Origin of the sequence: Sinorhizobium fredii USDA 257, assembly GCF_000265205.3 — a bacterium.
Taxonomy (GTDB): Bacteria; Pseudomonadota; Alphaproteobacteria; order Rhizobiales; family Rhizobiaceae; genus Sinorhizobium; species Sinorhizobium fredii_B.
Genome location: NC_018000.1, coordinates 3741701 through 3758186 on the forward strand (window position 1 = coordinate 3741701; position 16486 = coordinate 3758186).

Below are 16486 nucleotides of genomic sequence, written 5' to 3' on the forward strand. Positions count from 1 at the left end.
CCATGACACAGGCCTTCCTGCACCCTTCGGCTGGCCTCCGTTCAGAACAGTCGGTTAACGCATTTTTAACGAAATCCAGCTTCGCGCAAGCTTACAACCGTAGGCCGGACGGGCACGATGGCTGAAGGCGCGCTTGCGTCGCTCCATCATGTCAGTGACGGAGACGGTGGATGGAGATTGCAAACAGGCTGACTGCAGCGACGACCGGTGACGGTTTGGGCAATCTTGCCGGCCGTCCCGCCGGGCAGGTTGTCTCCGGAAGCAAAGACGACGGCGGGGCTCAAGCGACGCCGGCAAACTTCTTCGATCCGACGCCGCGCATTTCGCTGTCGGTGGACGCGTTGCTTTATCTGAGCCGGACAAAAAAGGCGCCCGAAAAGCTGCCGCCATTGACCAGGGACGAATGGAACAACACGCTTTCGCCCCAGCTGGCTGCGCGCGAATATCAGGCGTTTGGGAAGCATGCCGAAACCGGCGACTACAAGGCCTATTATAGTGCCTTCATCGATTACCATGACAATCTCCGCCCGGAGGACCAGAACAGCTTGCGTTACTTCGGCACGCGTGAGGCAGCCGTGGCCGGCTTGCGGTCACTCGAATACGATGCTGAAAGTGGGTTGGATACGGGCGGAAATTTCGAAAAGCTCGTTAGCGTTTTCCTGGACAAGGACAAGACGGCGTCTTCAGCCGGCGTCACTGACGTGCCGGCGCTCGAAACCCCTTTCGCCGGTTGGGACGTCGGCAGTATCAGCTATGAGGAGCAACCGCCTCAATCGCGGTCGCTTTCGGAAATCGAACGCCTCTATTCCGAGCTTCTCTAGGCTAAACTAGGCTTCGGCCACAGCCGCGCTTCGCGCGGAGCAGCCTTTCGCCGCATGGGTGGCGGACATCGTATGGTTAGCATTTCGTCAAATCATTGCCGCCCTTAACCGGGCGGTAACTCTAATGCGCTTTAATCATTCCACAGCGAGTTGCGTTCGGAGTGGGTAAGCGTCATGCGTAATTTTTCATCTCCCAGTGCAGGGAAGTCTTTGATCCGCCTGTGCGGGGCGGTTTTGCTGGCAAGCGTCGCGACCGGTTGCAGCTCCGACGTAAGCCGCTTCAACGGGCTCTTTTCGAGTTCCGACGATATTACCACCAGTTCCATCCCGGGAAATGTACCGCGTGGCGATGTTTCTAGCGGCCAACTGGCCTCGTCCTCCGGTTCCGGTGGCGGGTCTTATGGCCAGGCTTTCCCGAACTCCGGCCAGAGCGCATCCTACGATCCGATGAGCACGGCAAGCACTCCGGTCTCCAGCGCCCGGGCTGCTTCCACGCCGGTTAGCGTTCAGCGTACCGCCTTGGCGGAGCCGGCGCCTGCCGCGCCGCGTCAGCCGCAGGCGCCAGCTGCCCGCCAGGTGCAGCCCGCACTCGCGACGGCTGAGCCGTTGCCGTCGGCTCCCAAGACGGCTTCGAACAAAGGTGGCTGGACGACCAACAATGCGCCCACCATCATGGTTCGCCCGGGCGATACGGTGGCCGCATTGGCTCGCCGCTTCGGCGTTCCGGAAAAGGAAATCCTCAAGGCGAACGGCTTGAAATCCGCGAACCAAGTAGAGCCGGGGCAGCGCCTCATCGTGCCGACCTTTGGTGGTGCGAGCAGTGCAGCGAAGGCCGCAGCATCCGGTTCCATCGCCGACTTCGAAGGCGGTAAAAGGCAGCCTCCGCCGCTACCGGCCGGCCAGCGCGAAGTGGCAATTCTCCCCGGCCAGTCGCAATCCCGCGACAAAAGCGAATCGCGCAGCGATGTGGCCGCGGGCAAACTCAATAACGCCGGTGCCGGTGACGGCTCGGATGGCGCCTATACCGTCAAGCCGGGGGACTCGCTGAACAAGATCGCGAAGGCGAACGGCGTATCGGTGGCGGCCCTGAAGCAGGCAAACGGCCTGACGGCAGAAGGCATTCGCGTCGGCCAGAAGCTGAAGATGCCCGGTGCTGCAGCGACGGCAACCGACGCGGTCGTCGCGGCCTCCGTTCCGGCGAAGGGGGAGACGAAGGTGGCGTCGCTTGATCAGGGCAAGCCGGCGGAATACAAGCCGCCGGTCGCCAAGGAAAGCGTATCGGACGTTGCCATCAGATCCGATGTCGACCAGGAGTCTCCGAAGTCGACGGGCATCAGCAAATATCGCTGGCCGGTCCGTGGCGCGGTCGTTGCCGGCTACGGCGCAAATGTCGACGGCAATCGCAATGACGGCATCAACATCTCGGTGCCTGAAGGCACGCCGATCAAGGCGGCCGAGAACGGCGTGGTCATCTATTCCGGCAGCAGCTTGAAGGAACTGGGGAATGCTGTGCTGGTCCGCCACGATGACGGGACTGTCACGGTCTATGGCAATGCTTCGCAGCTCAAGGTGCAGCGCGGCGAGAAGGTGCAGCGTGGTCAGACGCTTGCCGCCTCCGGCATGACCGGCAAGGCAAGCCAACCGCAGGTGCACTTCGAGGTACGCAAGAATGCGACGCCGGTGAACCCGGCGACCTTCCTCGAGTAGTCTTCATCGCGGGCCGCAATGCGCGTCCAATCAGGCTGTTTCGTCAACTTGGCGGCGCAGACGGCCAGCCAGATCCTGAATGAACTGCCAGGCGACGCGGCCGGATCTCGATCCCCGCGTCGTCGCCCATTCCAGCGCCTCGGCGTGAAGTGCCTCGCCCTCGACAGGCAGGTGGAAATAGCGCGCATAGCCATCGACCATGGTCAGATAATCGTCCTGGCTGCACTTGTAGAAGCCGAGCCATAGCCCGAAACGATCCGAAAGGGAGACCTTTTCCTCGACCGCCTCCGAAGGATTGATGGCGGTCGACTGTTCGTTCTCCATCATGTCGCGCGGGAGAAGGTGCCGGCGGTTCGAGGTCGCATAGAGCACGACATTCGCCGGGCGCCCCTCGATGCCCCCGTCGAGAACGGCCTTCAGCGACTTGTAGGATGTATCGTCGTGATCGAAGGAAAGATCGTCACAGAAGACGATCACCGGCATCGGGGCCTGCCGCAGGATGTCCATCAGGGCGGGGAGGGACGCGATGTCCTCACGATGCACCTCGACGAGCTTCAGGTCGCTGCCGCCATCGCGCGCCACCTTCGCGTGAACCGCCTTGACCAGCGAAGACTTGCCCATGCCGCGCGCGCCCCAGAGGAGCACATTGTTCGCCGGATACCCTTGCGCGAAACGAAGCGTGTTGTCGAAGAGAATGTCGCGGACATGGTCGACGCACGTGATCAGCGAGAGATCGATGCGATTCGGTTTGGTGACCGGTTGCAAATGGCGGGTGGCGGGAGCCCAGACGAAGCAATCGGCCTCGCCCCAGTCGTTGTCCGCTGCGGGCGGTCCGGCAATCCGGTCGAGCGCTGCCGAAAGCTTCTGCATTTCGTTGATCAGAACGTCGAGCTTGCTTTCGCGCATCTGCATTTCTCCAGGAATTTTGGTCTGCAGCCCTCACGGAACATACGGAGCCACCGCAATTGCTTGATTTATCGGGCCGCTTCTCCTCCGGCCGTTGCGATTTTGTCGGTAGCACGGCGGTTTGCGCTGGAAAAGCCTGGCTGCACGCGCTCAAGGGGTTCTCCTGTTGCGGAAATTATGTCAGAGGCAGGAGCAACGGAGAAGGGTGCCGGCATTTGTGTCGTGGGATTGCGTCCCTATATTCCCGACGGATTTCGCGCGGGCAAGGTAACCGCGTGGGTTGAACTCAAGGAGTGATCGATGTTCATTACCGAAGCTTTTGCGCAGACTGCCGCCCCCGCCGCCGGCGGGACCGACATTTTGATGTCCATCCTGCCGTTCATCCTGATCTTCGTCGTCATGTACTTCCTGATCATTCGCCCACAGCGTGCGCAGATGAAGCGTCGCGAGGAGCTCTTGAAGAACATCCGCCGCGGCGATCAGGTCGTTACCGGCGGCGGTATCGTCGGCAAGGTGACGAAGGTCGTCGACGATTCGGAACTGGAAGTGGAGATTGCCGAAGGGACCAAGGTCCGCGTGATTCGCAGCGGCGTTTCCGAAGTTCGGGTGAAGGGCGAGCCTGTCAAGGAATAAAGCTCGGCTGCCACGACCGGCCGGGCCTGGCGATGGAGCATTTCGAGGCATGCCCACACTCTCGCCGTTGAAGAACACCCTGATCTGGCTGGTCGTTCTGGCCGGCTTTGCATTTGCTTTGCCGAACATCGTTCCGAGAGAGCAGCTTGCCGGGTGGCCAACATGGCTACCGCATCGGCAGGTGCCGCTCGGCCTCGACCTGCAGGGCGGATCCGACATCGTCCTCAAAATCGACCGCAACAGCATCGTCGTCGAGCGGCTGGAAGCCACGATTGCGGCGATTGCCCAGGCGCTGAGGGATGCCGACATCGGCTATACGGGCCTTTCCGGCAGTGGTCAGCAAATCCAGTTTCGGCTGCGCGATGCGGCGAAGGCGGCGGCTGCGCGCCAGGCGCTCAGCGCACTCACCGCGCCGGTTGAAGCGCCTGAGCAGGACGGAAGCCCGATCCGGGAATTGGTGGCTGACGAGACCACCGCGGTGGAGCCGCTTCGGCTTCGACTGACGGACGAGGGGATTGATTTCCGACTGAATGCAGCGCTCACCCAGTCGATCGAAGTGGTGCGCCGCCGCGTCGGGGAGGTGGTGGCCGTGGAGCCGGTGATCCGGCGTCGCGGCAGCGACCGCTTGAGCATCCAGATACCCGGCTTGGACGACCCGCAACGGCTCAAGGATCTCCTGGGCCAGCGCGGCATTGTCGCCTTCCGGTGGCTCGATCCATCGATGCCGCCGCAGCAGGCGCTCGACACGCGGCCACCAGCCGCATCGGAAATTCTCTATTCGCTAGACGATCCGCCGGTTCCCTATCTCGTCGAAAGGCGGGCGTTCGCTTCTGCCCAAGACTTTACCGATGCGCTACCCGGGCTTGATGCGACCGGCGAGCCCGTGGTCGATATCAAGCTGGCGGCCGATGCATCCCAACGGCTCGTATCGCTGTCGCAATCCGCTTCCCGGCGACAATTCGCCATCGTACTCGACGGACAAGTGGTCTCGACACCGGCGCTTGGGGACGTCATCGAAGGCGATATGGCTCGGCTCTCCGGCGATTTGTCCGAGGAGGGAGCGGCAAATCTCGCCGCATTGCTAAGAGCCGGGCCGCTTCCCGTCTCGCTGACAGTGATCGAAGAGCGCACCGTCGGTCCGGAAGTCGGAACGGACGCCATCGCAAACGGCCTCAAAGCCGGGCTGGTCGCGGCAGCCGCTGTCGCCGCTTGCATGATCGGCTTCTACGGCTTCTTCGGCCTTGTCGCGGTGGCTGCTGTCATCGTCAACGTCGTGCTCATCGTCGCAGTACTGTCGCTCCTCGGCATAACGCTGACCTTGCCGGGGATCGCGGGGATCATTCTCACCATCGGGGTCGCGGTCGATTCGAACGTGCTCATCTACGAACGACTGCGAGAAGAGGTGCGCAACAGCAGCGAACCCTTGCGCAAAGCCCTCGACAACGGTTTTTCGCGCGTATTGAGAAGCATAGTCGACGCGAACCTGACCATGCTGATCGCGGGCGCCATACTCTTCTTTCTAGGTACAGGAGCCATAAGAGGGTTTGCGGCGACGCTTGCGATCGGCAGCGTGACGACCATCCTGACGGCGCACAGCCTGACGCGCCGGCTTATCCGCGGTTGGTATCGCCGCCGCCGGCCGAAACATCTGCCGAGGGGCATCCGTACAGGCTTCTTTGCCGAGGCCGATATCCGATTCATGGCCCTCCGCAATCCGGTCTTCGTCCTGATGGCGTCTCTCTCGCTTGCCTCGCTCGTCCTATTGGCGAGCCTTGGCCTCAACATGGGTGCCGACTTCAAGGGTGGTTCTCTCTTGGAACTGCGGTCGAAGGCAGGCGCTGCCGACGTCGCGGACCTCCGCGCCCGCCTTGACGGGCTGAACCTCGCAGAGGTCCAGATCCAGGAACTTGGCTCGGTGCGGGATATCCTGCTGCGTATCCCTTCGCAGGAAGCCGGCGACAATGCAGACCAGACTGCGATGGGGCTGGTTCGCGCCGAACTCGAAGATGACTACAGCTTCCGGCGTGTCGAAGTCGTCGGCCCCGCGGTTTCCGGAGAACTGACGCGCGCAGGAACCCTCGCCGTCGCAGCGGCGATACTCGCCATCATCTTGTATGTCTGGTTCCGCTTCGATTGGAAGTTCGCTGCCGGCGCCGTCATCACCACGCTTCACGATGTGCTGTTGACCATGGGCTTCCTCGTGGTGGCCGGCATAGAATTTAACCTCGCGAGCCTCGCCGCTCTCCTGACGATCGTCTGCTATTCGCTGAACGACACGATGGTGATCTACGACCGCGTTCGGGAGAACCTGACGCGCTATCAGCGGATGCCGCTTTCGGTTTTGATCGACGCATCGATCAACCAGACCCTGTCGCGTACCATCCTCACCGCAATGACGACGGCACTGGCCCTCGTTGCGCTTTACCTGTTCGGCGAAAGTCGTCTCGTGCAGTCCTTCAGCGCGACGCTGCTCTTCGGCGTGGTTATCGGGACGATTTCATCGATCTACATCGCTGGGCCGGTTCTCATTCTCTTCAACCGCCGAAACAATCGCCTCGGCGGGGCGTTGGGAGGACGCGGTACGAGCCCGCATGACACAGCAACGGGTGCGGCTTGATTATGACAAAAGGTATAGAAATGCGTGAAGCGCACTTCCCCGGACGTGCGCCGATCGACGCCTACGGCAATGGCGGCTTTCGCTTCGCCGACATGTCGCACGTCGGCTCGGTGCTGATGCTGCCATCCGGCATCTATGCCTGGGACGTCGCCGAGGGCGACCCTTTGACGACTGACAAATTCCGGCGCGTCCTGGATGAGGCCCAGGAGATCGAAGTCCTGCTCGTCGGCACCGGTCGTGAAATCAGGCCCTTGCCGGCAGATCTGAAAGCAGCACTGAAAGCCGCCAACATTTCGTCCGATCCGATGAATACCGGCGCAGCGGTCCGCACCTACAACGTCATGCTGGCAGAAACACGCGCCGTCGCTGCAGCACTGATTGCGGTGTGATCGAGTATCGAAGGAATCCCAGCGTGCAAGAGCCCGATGCCCAGATCCTCGCGACTCTGCGGGACACCGATCGCGATCGCTATCTTGCATGCCTGCTCGCCCCGCCGGAAAAGCGGCGTTCGCTTGCCTGTCTCTACGCCTTCCACGCCGAGATTGGCCGTGTCCGCGACATGATACACGAGCCGCTCCCTGGCGAAATTCGGCTGCAATGGTGGCGTGACCTCCTGGAAAACCGATCGGGCGGTGAGGGCCACCCGCTGGCGGAGGCGTTGCTCGGCTGCATTGACGAGCATCGTCTGCCCGTTGGCGTTCTACAGAACATGCTCGACGCGCGGATTTTCGATCTTTACGACGATCCGATGGAGGACACGACGGCGCTGGAAGGCTATGCCGGCGAAACGGCGTCGGCACTCATTCAGCTTGCCTCACTGATTCTCGACCCGGCGAATGCCGCGAAATCGGCGGATGCAGCAGGGCATGCCGGCGTTGCTCAAACGATCGCCGGGCTGTTGCTGCTCCTGCCGATCCATTCTCGGCGGGGTCAGGTCTATTTTCCCGCCGATCTCCTGCGGGCGACCGGGCTCGACAGGGAAATGCTGCTCGACGGCCGCGACGAGGCGGCGATCGGCCGGGCCGTCCGCGCCTTCTGCGGGCTCGGCCGGGATCATCTCGCCAAGGCACGCAGCGGTTTGAGTTCAATCTCTCCGCAGAATTTCTCTGCCTTCGTTCCCGTCGCTCTTGCCGAGCCGATTTTCGAGCGCGCCGAGGTCGCCGGCGCTCGGATCCTCCGGCACTCGATCCAACCGCCCCAGTGGCAGCGTCAATGGCGGATGTGGCGGGCCGGCCGCCGCCGGCGTTTCTGACGGCAATCCCTGCCGGTCGCGTTTCTGTCCAAGCTGGCGCAAGCCTCGAGCAATAGAGGTTAGGCCCCTATAAATACCTCTCGTCCGAAAGGGACGGATGATGCTCTGGTTGATACTTATCGCTCTGATTGTGTTCGTCGGTGCGTTTTATGTCTGGATGAATGCGCGCGCTGAAAGCGACGCCAGCAATCCCGACACCGGTTCGGCGATGGTAGAGTTTGGCCGCGCTTTTCCGGAGGAGGCGATCCGGGCGCTGCATTCGACCACCGATGGCAAGGCCATCTTCCTTCGTCTGCACGACGGCAAGGCCGGCTTCATCCAATCTCACGGCACGCATTATGTTTGCCATGTCATTCAGCCCGGGAAATTGCGGGTGAACAGCTCCGAAAGCGGGCATGGGCTCATCGTCCATTTCCCGGATTTCGCCTATCTGGACAATAACTTCGAATTTCGCACCGCTGCCGAGGCGGCCGAGGTGTCGCTGTGGCTGCTCGGCAGCTTCAACCTAGGGATCGACGCACCGGTGGATGGGAGAGTCGCGGTGCAGACGATCGACTGAAGCCGTCAGGCGGCTTCGTGCGCCAGCCAGTCGGCGCAGTCCTTTAGCGCCCGTGCCGCGGTCGCCTGCTTCTTGGCAACTGCCTTTTCCTTGCCGCGGAAGCGCTTGGCACCCTCGGGCCTGGTGAGCGCACCCGGCTCCAACGGCGGAAACAGGCCGAAATTGATGTTCATCGGCTGGAACGAGCGCTTGCCGGGCTCGTCGTCGGAAACGATGTGCCCGCCGGTGATGTGATTCAGGAGCGCGCCGAAGGCGGTCGTGGCGGGCGGCAGCGATGGCGCTTCGCCCTTGCGTTCGGCAGCGGCAAACCGTCCGGCAAGAAGCCCGATGCTGGCACTTTCAACGTAACCCTCGCAGCCCGTGATCTGGCCGGCGAAGCGAAGACCCGGGCGGGATTTCAGCGTCAGCGAACGATCCAGCAGGATCGGCGAGTTGATATAGGTGTTTCGGTGCAGGCCGCCGAGCCTTGCGAATTCGGCGTTCTCGAGGCCCGGGATCATCCGGAAGACTTCCGTCTGGGCGCCGTATTTCAGTTTGGTCTGGAAGCCCACCATGTTATAGAGCGTGCCCAGCGCATTGTCCTGGCGCAGTTGCACGACGGCGTAAGGCTTGATCGAGGGATTGTGGGCATTTGTCAGCCCCATCGGCTTCATCGGGCCGTGACGCAGCGTTTCACGGCCGCGTTCCGCCATCACCTCGATCGGCAGGCAGCCGTCGAAATAGGGCGTGCCTTCCCATTCCTTGAAGCCGGTCTTGTCGCTGTCGATCAGCGCATCGACGAAGGCGTTGTACTGCTCCTGCGTCATCGGGCAGTTGATATAGTCCTTGCCCGTGCCGCCGGGACCGACCTTGTCATAGCGCGACTGGTGCCAGCACACATCCATGTCGATCGTCTCGGTGTAGACGATCGGCGCTATGGCATCGAAGAAGGCGAGCGCGTCGGCGCCGGTTTCGTGGCGGATCGCCTCGGCGAGAGCGGGGGCGGTCAGTGGACCGGTGGCGACGATCGCGAGGTCCCATTCCTTGGGCGGCAGATCGCCGATTTCCTCGCGAACGATCGAGATCAGCGGGTGGCTTTCGATCCGGGCGCTGACCGCGTGCGAGAAGCCGTCCCGATCTACGGCAAGCGCGCCGCCGGCCGGCACCTGGTGGCGATCGGCGGCCTGCATGATCAGCGAGCCCGCCAGGCGCATTTCCGCATGCAGCACGCCGACGGCATTGCTGGCGGCATCGTCGGAGCGGAAGGAGTTGGAGCAGACGAGTTCGGCGAGACCATCGGTCTTGTGCGCGTCCGTGCCGCGCACGCCGCGCATCTCATGCAGAATGACCGGCACGCCCGCCTCGGCGATCTGCCAGGCAGCTTCCGAGCCGGCAAGCCCGCCGCCGATGACGTGAATGGGAGAATAGAGGGAGGTAGTCTTGTTCATGCGCGGCTTCCTACCACAGCCATTCCGTGCTTCCAACAAAAACGGCGCCCGTGGGCGCCGTCTTTGAAGTCCAGGCTCCGTTCCGATTAACGGAAGGAGCGAGCCGCGATGTTGCGGATATCGTAGCGGGTGATGCCGATGTCGCTCAGCGCGTGGTTCGAGAGGCCGCCGAGCTCGGCGACAGTGCGGCGGTAATTGATCCAGCTCTTTGCAATGCGAATGGGGTTCATGGTCGTTCCTCAGATCAGTTGGGCGCGACAGTGATTTGTCTGCGTCGTTGAGGTTCTTATACGCTTGTCTAATTGGGAGATGGAGTGCAAAGAAAATGCATCTGCTATGCATTTGTGCACTGCGTCGCCGATTTGATGAGCAAGGGCATGAGCGAGCCCGAAAATGCATCACACCACGGGGCGGACGTAAAGGGCGCCTAGGCTGCATAGGGTCTTGTTTCGCCGGAGTTTTCCGGCTGCCAACTGTTTCGCTAGCAGGGGCACCCTAAAGGGGCCGTGGGCGGGGATTTCGCAGGCGCGAACAAGGTGCGGTTTCGCCACCCGATTTTGGCGAAGTCTACAAAGAAAAACGCCCGCCGGCGAGTGCCGGAGGGCGTTTTGAACCAGTGCTTGTCTAGTCGATTACTTGACTGCCTGGCGGGCAACGTAGGGAATGTCAGAGCGGCCGATGCCGAGATCGTTCAGCTCGCGGTCGCTCATGCGGCCGAGCTCGCTGCAGGTCTGACGATACTTGCGCCAGTTATTGAAAGAACGTGCGAGGTTCATGATCCTATTCCTTTCAGGGTCGTTTGCCAGCGCTCTATCTCTCTTGCTGGCCACCATCTTATGGCTCTGAATATAATCGATTTGCGCACCGAAAACAGAGACGATGCTGCATCGCACCCATGCAGGTTTTGCAATCCTCCGCCGGCCGTTAGCCCAGTCTTAATCTATTGCACCGGTGTGCACCTCGAAACCGCCCCGGATGGGGCGGAACAGGGCGGAATCCTGGCTAACTGGAACAAAAACAACGCCCGCTGGGGGAGGAGATCCAGCGGGCGTTGCCTGTTCTGATTGGCAACTGGGAGGAGGAGTGTCGCCAATCCGTATCGGGAGCGCCGGGAGGAGGAGTGCGCTGCCGACCGATGATCTGAAGATAGGCTCGCACCCCTAATTTGTATAGGGACACTGTGGAATGGCACATATGCGCCTGCTGCATGGCTGGAGGCCCTGCTTTAGCTGAAGTGCTTCAATACTGTGCAACTTCGCCCCGGGTAGCTCCGGAAGCGTGATGGTTGCTTCGCAGGTGCAATAAAAAACGCCCGCCGGGGAGGAGGTCCGGCGGGCGTCATTAAGGTGATTGGCAACCGGGAGGAGGAGTGTTGCCAATGCTATCGAAACAGCGATGGGAGGAGGAATGTGCTGTTTCGAATTCCGTCGAGCTGTCGGCTCGGGTCCTTCCGGAAGTCCGGGCGGCGACCACTCCGCGGGCTGCTTTGGCACTCACCGCCGTCGCCGCTTTGATGTGTGGAATATAAGACGGCCGCGCGGACTTGTGCAGTGCGATATCGGCATGGAAGATGTGCGTCTCGCGCAAATAGGCCTTTGCCGAAAAACCATTGGCCGTTTCACGACATCGACGCCGCAGCGTCGCGGGAATCACGTACTTGTACGGCGGGGCGGGTACGATGGTGCCCGGTGAGGGACTCGAACCCCCATGCTCTCGCGCTTGGACCTAAACCAAGTGTGTCTACCAATTCCACCAACCGGGCAACGGAGGGTGCTTGCGAAGCCTGTAGAACAATGACAGGCATTTTGGCAAGCCTTGGATGAAGGCAGGGGGCGACGGCTCCGAGCAGGGCGCGCCGATTGCCCCTTGGCCGGTATGTGCCCCCGCCGGCGCAGCCAAGAACTCCACGGCTCCGGCACCGGAAATGCTTGCCATTCGGCGGCTATCGGGTGTATTTGGCGCCCGTGACACCGCGAAATGTGCCATGACTCCGTGACGCCCTGTCGAAAGTGACGTGGCGATCGCGGCTAAGTGATTGAGTTCACTGTCCTCTGGTAGACGGACATTGCGTGGCGATGAATTGGCCCTGGTGCGGCGAGGCGAGAACGTTCATGTCTTGCCGATCAAACCGGGACAATATCGCGGCCGCATGTCGGTATTCGACGGTGAGGAGGGCGGGCAAAATGCCATTTTGCTTGCAAAACGCTTGCGGAATTGCGTAAAGCCACTCCCGGCAAATGGATCGGCTCAAGTGCTCGCCACACCTTTCGGGGCAAGAGCACTGTCAACGTGAAGTGAAGGTTTGAACATGCAGGTTATCGAAACGCTCGCTCAAGGGCTGAAGCGCGAACTCAAGGTCGTAATCCCGGCCGGTGAAATGGAAGCTCGGATGAACGAGCGTCTGGCCGACGTGAAGGACCGTGTCCGCATCAACGGCTTCCGTCCCGGCAAGGTGCCGGTCGCGCATCTGAAGAAGGTCTACGGCAAGTCGATCATGGCCGAGCTCGTCAACGAGATCGTTCGCGAAAAGCCGACCGAAATCCTCACGGGCCGCGGCGAGAAGTCGGCTACCCAGCCTGAAGTCGCCATGACCGAGGACGAGGCCGAAGCCGACAAGATCCTTAAGGCTGAAGCCGATTTCGAGTTCACGCTCGCCTACGAGATCATCCCGGCGATCGAACTCAAAGATGCGACCGGCATCAAGGTGACCCGCGAAGTCGTCGACATCAGCGAGGACGAAGTCAACGAGCAGATCCTGCGCATCGCCGAAAGCGCGCGCACCTATGAATCGAAGAAGGGCAAGGCAGCCAACGGCGACCGTGTCACCATCGACTATCTCGGCAAGGTGGACGAAGTCGCCTTCGACGGCGGCAAGGACGAGGACGCCGAACTGGTTCTCGGCTCCAACCGGTTCATTCCTGGCTTCGAAGAGCAGCTCGTCGGTGCCAAGGCTGGCGACGAGAAGACGATTACGGTCACCTTCCCGGCTGACTATCCGGCCGCCAACCTCGCTGGCAAGGAAGCAACCTTCGACATCACCGTGAAGGATGTCGCCGGCGCCGCGCCGATCGAAATCAACGACGAACTGGCAACGAAGCTCGGGCTCGAATCAGTCGACAAGCTGAAGGAAATCGTCCGTGGCCAGATCGAAGGCCAGTACGGCTCGGTCACCCGCCAGAAGGTCAAGCGCCAGCTGCTCGACCAGCTCGACGAGCTCTACCAGTTCGAGACGCCGGAGCGGCTCGTCGACGCCGAATTCGAGAACATCTGGCGCCAGATCAACACCGACCTCGAGCAGGCCGGCAAGACCTTCGCCGATGAGGACACGACGGAAGAGGAAGCTCGCGCCGAGTACCGCAAGCTCGCTGAGCGCCGCGTCCGCCTCGGCCTCGTTCTCTCTGAAATCGGCGAGAAGGCCGGCGTCCAGGTGAGCGATGACGAAATGCAGCGCTCGCTGTTTGAGCAGCTGCGTCAGTTCCCCGGCCAGGAAAAGCAGATCCTCGACTACTTCAAGAACACCCCCGGTGCCGCCGCTTCGCTGCGCGCCCCGCTCTTCGAAGAGAAGGTCGTCGATCACCTGCTGTCGGAAGTCTCGGTGACCGACAAGACCGTCTCCAAGGACGAGCTGATGGCTGAGGACGAAGCCGAGGATAAGCCGGCAAAGAAGGCTCCCGCCAAGAAGAAGGCGGCTGCCAAAGCGGAAGCTGCCGAAGGCGAAGAAGCAGCAGCTCCGAAGAAGAAGGCTCCTGCCAAGAAGAAGGCTGCGGACGAAGGCGCCGAGTAATCGAGCTTTCCCGAATACTTTAAAAGAGGCCGCCTCCGGGCGGCCTTTCTCATTTGCGAGAAAGTAAAAGGCCGCCGAAACCGGCGGCCTGACTTGCGGGAACCGAAGGGATTGCGCCTAGATGGCCTTGATCTCGCCCATACGGTTCCAGGCGTCGAGCCCGGCGATCTTGTAGGCCTCGGCAAGCGTCGGGTAGTTGAAGGTGTTCTCGACGAAATATTCGACCGTGCCCTTCAGGTTCAGGACCGCCTGGCCGATATGGACGAGCTCGGTGGCGCCTTCGCCGATGATGTGCACGCCGAGCAGGCGCCGGGTCTTCAGCGAGAAGATCATCTTCAGGAGGCCCGCATCGAGCCCCATGATGTGGCCGCGCGATGTTTCGCGGAACCGGGCGATGCCACACTCATAGGGGATGCCGCGATCCTTCACTTCCTCTTCGGAAAGCCCGCAGGTGGAGATTTCCGGCACCGCATAGATGCCGTAGGGGAAGTACTTTTGCGGCTCCTTGGCGATCGCGCCGACAGCGACGCGCGCTGCGACGCGACCCTGTTCCATCGAGGTCGAGGCGAGGCTCGGGAAGCCGACCACGTCGCCTGCGGCATAGATGTTCGGAACGGCGGTCTGGAATGTTTCCGGATTGACCTTCAGGCGCCCGCGGCTGTCCGCTTCGAGACCGGCAGCCGCGAGATTGAGTGCATCGGTTGCTCCCATGCGGCCGGCGGCGAACAGGACCATTTCCGTCGTGATCTTGCGGCCATTGTCGAGGGTAAGCATGACCTTACCATCATCGAGCCGCTCCACCTTCTCGGCTTTCTGGCCGAGATTGAGTTTCATGTTGCGGTCCCTGAGCTGATAGGTGAAGTCCTCGACGATCTCCTTGTCGATGAAGTCGAGCATGGTGGTCTTGGGGTCGATCACCGTCACCTGCGTATCGAGCGCGCTGAAGATGGTGGCGTATTCGATGCCGACGACGCCCGCGCCGATGACCACCAGCGAACGCGGCAGATTCTGAATCTCGAGGAGCTCATCGCTATCGAGAACGGTCCTGCCGTCGAACGGTATATAATCCGGTCGGAGAGGTCTCGTGCCCACGGCCAGCAGGATGCTGGTGCCGGAAACGTGCATGCTCTCGCCGTCATCCTTGACGATCTCGAGCGTGGTCGGACCAACGAAGCTCGCTTTGCCACGGATGTGCTGGACGCGGTTTCGCGCAAATTGATGCTCCAACACCTCGACCTCGTGGTTGAGCGTGATGATCAGGCGCTGACGCAAGTCTTCGGCGCTGATCTCCTGCTTCACCCGATAGGAACGGCCGTAGAAGCCGCGCTCGCGCCAGCCCGAGAGGTTGAGTGCCGTTTCGCGCAGCGTCTTGGATGGAATCGTGCCGGTGTGGACGGAGACGCCGCCAACACGTTTACCCTGCTCGATGACGAGCACTCTCTTGCCGAGCTTGGCAGCCTGAATTGCGCCTCTGCGGCCGGCCGGACCGCTGCCGACGACGATAAGATCGAACTGGTTCATGAACGCTTCCCTTGAGCCAAGCGAGAATCGTTTTTGCGATGCGGCAAAATTCGCGCACGGACATCTATATCGTCAATCGGACGGTTTGATGAAGTAGCAATGCCGCAACGATCTGTCCTGGATGCGTCCGATGCCAAACATCGCTATGCTGCCTGCGTTCGGCGGCGAGAAAGGGAGAATGGTCAGGCATGGCGCTCGAGTGGATGAAGGGTTCAGCGAACGGTGTGCAACCCGTGCACGATGGCGACGCGCCAGCGGTCGAAGGAAAGGCGAGCCATCGGCACGGCGTCGTGGCGGCTGCCGTCTATCAGAACGGCCGGCGCGTTCGCGACATAGAGATCGAAGAGGCCGGAGAGTGGCGACATCGCGAGAACGCCGTCGTTTGGATCGGCCTGCACGAGCCGGACCAGCAATTGCTGCGGCAGGTGCAGAAGGAGTTCGACCTGCATGATCTGGCGATCGAGGATGCGGGCAAGGCGCACCAGCGTCCGAAGCTCGAAATCTACGGCGATGCGATCTTCGCCGTGGCACGAACCGCTCATATGGTCGATGACGAGATCGCCTTCGGCGAGACGCATCTCTTCGTCGGGCGCGGCTATGTCGTCTCCGTTCGTCACGGTGCATCGACGTCCTATATGGCGGTGAGGCAGCGCTGCGAATCCTCGCCGGGAGCGCTTGCCCATGGCGAAAACTACATTCTCTATTCGATCCTCGATTTCATCGTTGATAACTACATGCCGGTGGTCGAGGCGATCCACAGCGAGGTTGAGGAACTGGAGGATCGGCTGTTGCGCTCACGGCTGGACAAGGCGGATGTCGAGCGGCTCTATTTGATGCGCCGCAATCTGCTCAAACTGCGCAATGCTGTCGTGCCTTTGGTCGATGTCTGCCGCCGTCACGAGCATCTCGAACTGCCTGGCATGGACGCGGCCATGCAGCCGCTCTTCCGTGACGTCACCGATCACGTTCGCCGCGTGCAGGAGGACATCGACGCGCTCCGCGAAGTGTTGGCCTTTACCTTCGAGGCAAGCCTGATGATCGGTCAGTCGGAGCAGACGGAAATCTCGCGCAAGCTCGCCTCATGGGCGGCGATCCTGGCAGTCCCCACGGCAATCGCCGGGATTTACGGCATGAACTTCGAGGACATGCCGGAGCTCCGGTTCCGTTATGGCTATTTCGTCGTATTGGCTGTGATCTTTGGGCTCTGCGCGACGCTTTACCGGTTGTTCCGACGGGCGCGGTGGCTTTGATTTGGAACC

At 61.4% G+C, this 16486-nt stretch carries 14 protein-coding genes and 1 tRNA gene; 9 read left to right on the top strand and 6 right to left on the bottom strand.

What is annotated here, in order from left to right; all coding sequences use genetic code 11:
* The first annotated feature begins 170 nt into the window (after nt 1–170).
* Both USDA257_RS17400 and USDA257_RS17405 read left to right on the top strand, forming a co-directional pair.
* Nucleotides 171–821 carry a hypothetical protein gene (locus USDA257_RS17400; protein WP_014764273.1) on the top strand — a complete coding sequence of 217 codons (651 nt, stop codon included), beginning with the start codon at nt 171–173 and terminating at the stop codon, nt 819–821.
* A gap of 174 nt (nt 822–995) precedes the next feature.
* Complete coding sequence (locus tag USDA257_RS17405) at nt 996–2528, top strand: LysM peptidoglycan-binding domain-containing protein (RefSeq protein WP_014764274.1); 1533 nt, start codon at nt 996–998, stop codon at nt 2526–2528.
* Nucleotides 2529–2558: 30 nt separating this feature from the next.
* Here the strand turns inward: USDA257_RS17405 and USDA257_RS17410 are convergent, their stop codons facing one another.
* Complete coding sequence (locus USDA257_RS17410) at nt 2559–3434, bottom strand: ATP-binding protein (RefSeq protein WP_014764275.1); 876 nt, start codon at nt 3432–3434, stop codon at nt 2559–2561.
* 300 nt (nt 3435–3734) lie between these two features.
* Between USDA257_RS17410 and yajC the strand changes: the two genes are divergently transcribed.
* The 5 genes from yajC to USDA257_RS17435 all read left to right on the top strand — a co-directional run bounded on the left by yajC (nt 3735) and on the right by USDA257_RS17435 (nt 8495).
* Entirely contained in the window at nt 3735–4067 is a 333-nt protein-coding gene (gene yajC / locus USDA257_RS17415) for a preprotein translocase subunit YajC (protein ID WP_014764277.1), read from the top strand.
* A gap of 49 nt (nt 4068–4116) precedes the next feature.
* On the top strand, nt 4117–6684 hold the full coding sequence (gene secDF, locus USDA257_RS17420) for a protein translocase subunit SecDF (protein WP_014764278.1): 2568 nt from the start codon (nt 4117–4119) through the stop codon (nt 6682–6684).
* Between the two features lie 2 nt (nt 6685–6686).
* Nucleotides 6687–7073 carry an Mth938-like domain-containing protein gene (locus USDA257_RS17425; RefSeq protein ID WP_014764279.1) on the top strand — a complete coding sequence of 129 codons (387 nt, stop codon included), beginning with the start codon at nt 6687–6689 and terminating at the stop codon, nt 7071–7073.
* A gap of 23 nt (nt 7074–7096) precedes the next feature.
* Complete coding sequence (locus tag USDA257_RS17430) at nt 7097–7936, top strand: phytoene/squalene synthase family protein (protein ID WP_014764280.1); 840 nt, start codon at nt 7097–7099, stop codon at nt 7934–7936.
* 100 nt (nt 7937–8036) lie between these two features.
* Nucleotides 8037–8495, top strand: a complete 459-nt coding sequence (locus USDA257_RS17435; protein ID WP_014764281.1) for a hypothetical protein — start codon at nt 8037–8039, stop codon at nt 8493–8495.
* 5 nt (nt 8496–8500) lie between these two features.
* On the opposite strand, the gene trmFO is transcribed toward USDA257_RS17435, so the two are convergent.
* From trmFO to USDA257_RS17445, 4 genes are all read right to left on the bottom strand, one after another.
* Complete coding sequence (trmFO, locus tag USDA257_RS17440) at nt 8501–9922, bottom strand: methylenetetrahydrofolate--tRNA-(uracil(54)-C(5))-methyltransferase (FADH(2)-oxidizing) TrmFO (protein ID WP_014764282.1); 1422 nt, start codon at nt 9920–9922, stop codon at nt 8501–8503.
* A gap of 86 nt (nt 9923–10008) precedes the next feature.
* Entirely contained in the window at nt 10009–10152 is a 144-nt protein-coding gene (locus USDA257_RS35550) for a DUF1127 domain-containing protein (protein WP_014764283.1), read from the bottom strand.
* Nucleotides 10153–10554: 402 nt separating this feature from the next.
* Nucleotides 10555–10698, bottom strand: coding sequence for a DUF1127 domain-containing protein (locus USDA257_RS34210; protein ID WP_014328243.1), 144 nt, complete (start codon nt 10696–10698; stop codon nt 10555–10557).
* A 903-nt stretch (nt 10699–11601) separates the two neighbouring features.
* Nucleotides 11602–11684 (bottom strand) — tRNA-Leu (locus tag USDA257_RS17445).
* 546 nt (nt 11685–12230) lie between these two features.
* Between USDA257_RS17445 and tig the strand changes: the two genes are divergently transcribed.
* Entirely contained in the window at nt 12231–13706 is a 1476-nt protein-coding gene (gene tig / locus USDA257_RS17450) for a trigger factor (RefSeq protein WP_014764284.1), read from the top strand.
* A gap of 117 nt (nt 13707–13823) precedes the next feature.
* Here the strand turns inward: tig and sthA are convergent, their stop codons facing one another.
* The gene (gene sthA / locus USDA257_RS17455) at nt 13824–15227 is read right to left on the bottom strand and encodes a Si-specific NAD(P)(+) transhydrogenase (protein ID WP_014764285.1); all 1404 of its coding nucleotides are present in this window, start codon (nt 15225–15227) and stop codon (nt 13824–13826) included.
* A 188-nt stretch (nt 15228–15415) separates the two neighbouring features.
* Between sthA and USDA257_RS17460 the strand changes: the two genes are divergently transcribed.
* The gene (locus tag USDA257_RS17460) at nt 15416–16477 is read left to right on the top strand and encodes a magnesium and cobalt transport protein CorA (RefSeq protein WP_014764286.1); all 1062 of its coding nucleotides are present in this window, start codon (nt 15416–15418) and stop codon (nt 16475–16477) included.
* The last annotated feature ends 9 nt before the right edge of the window (nt 16478–16486 follow it).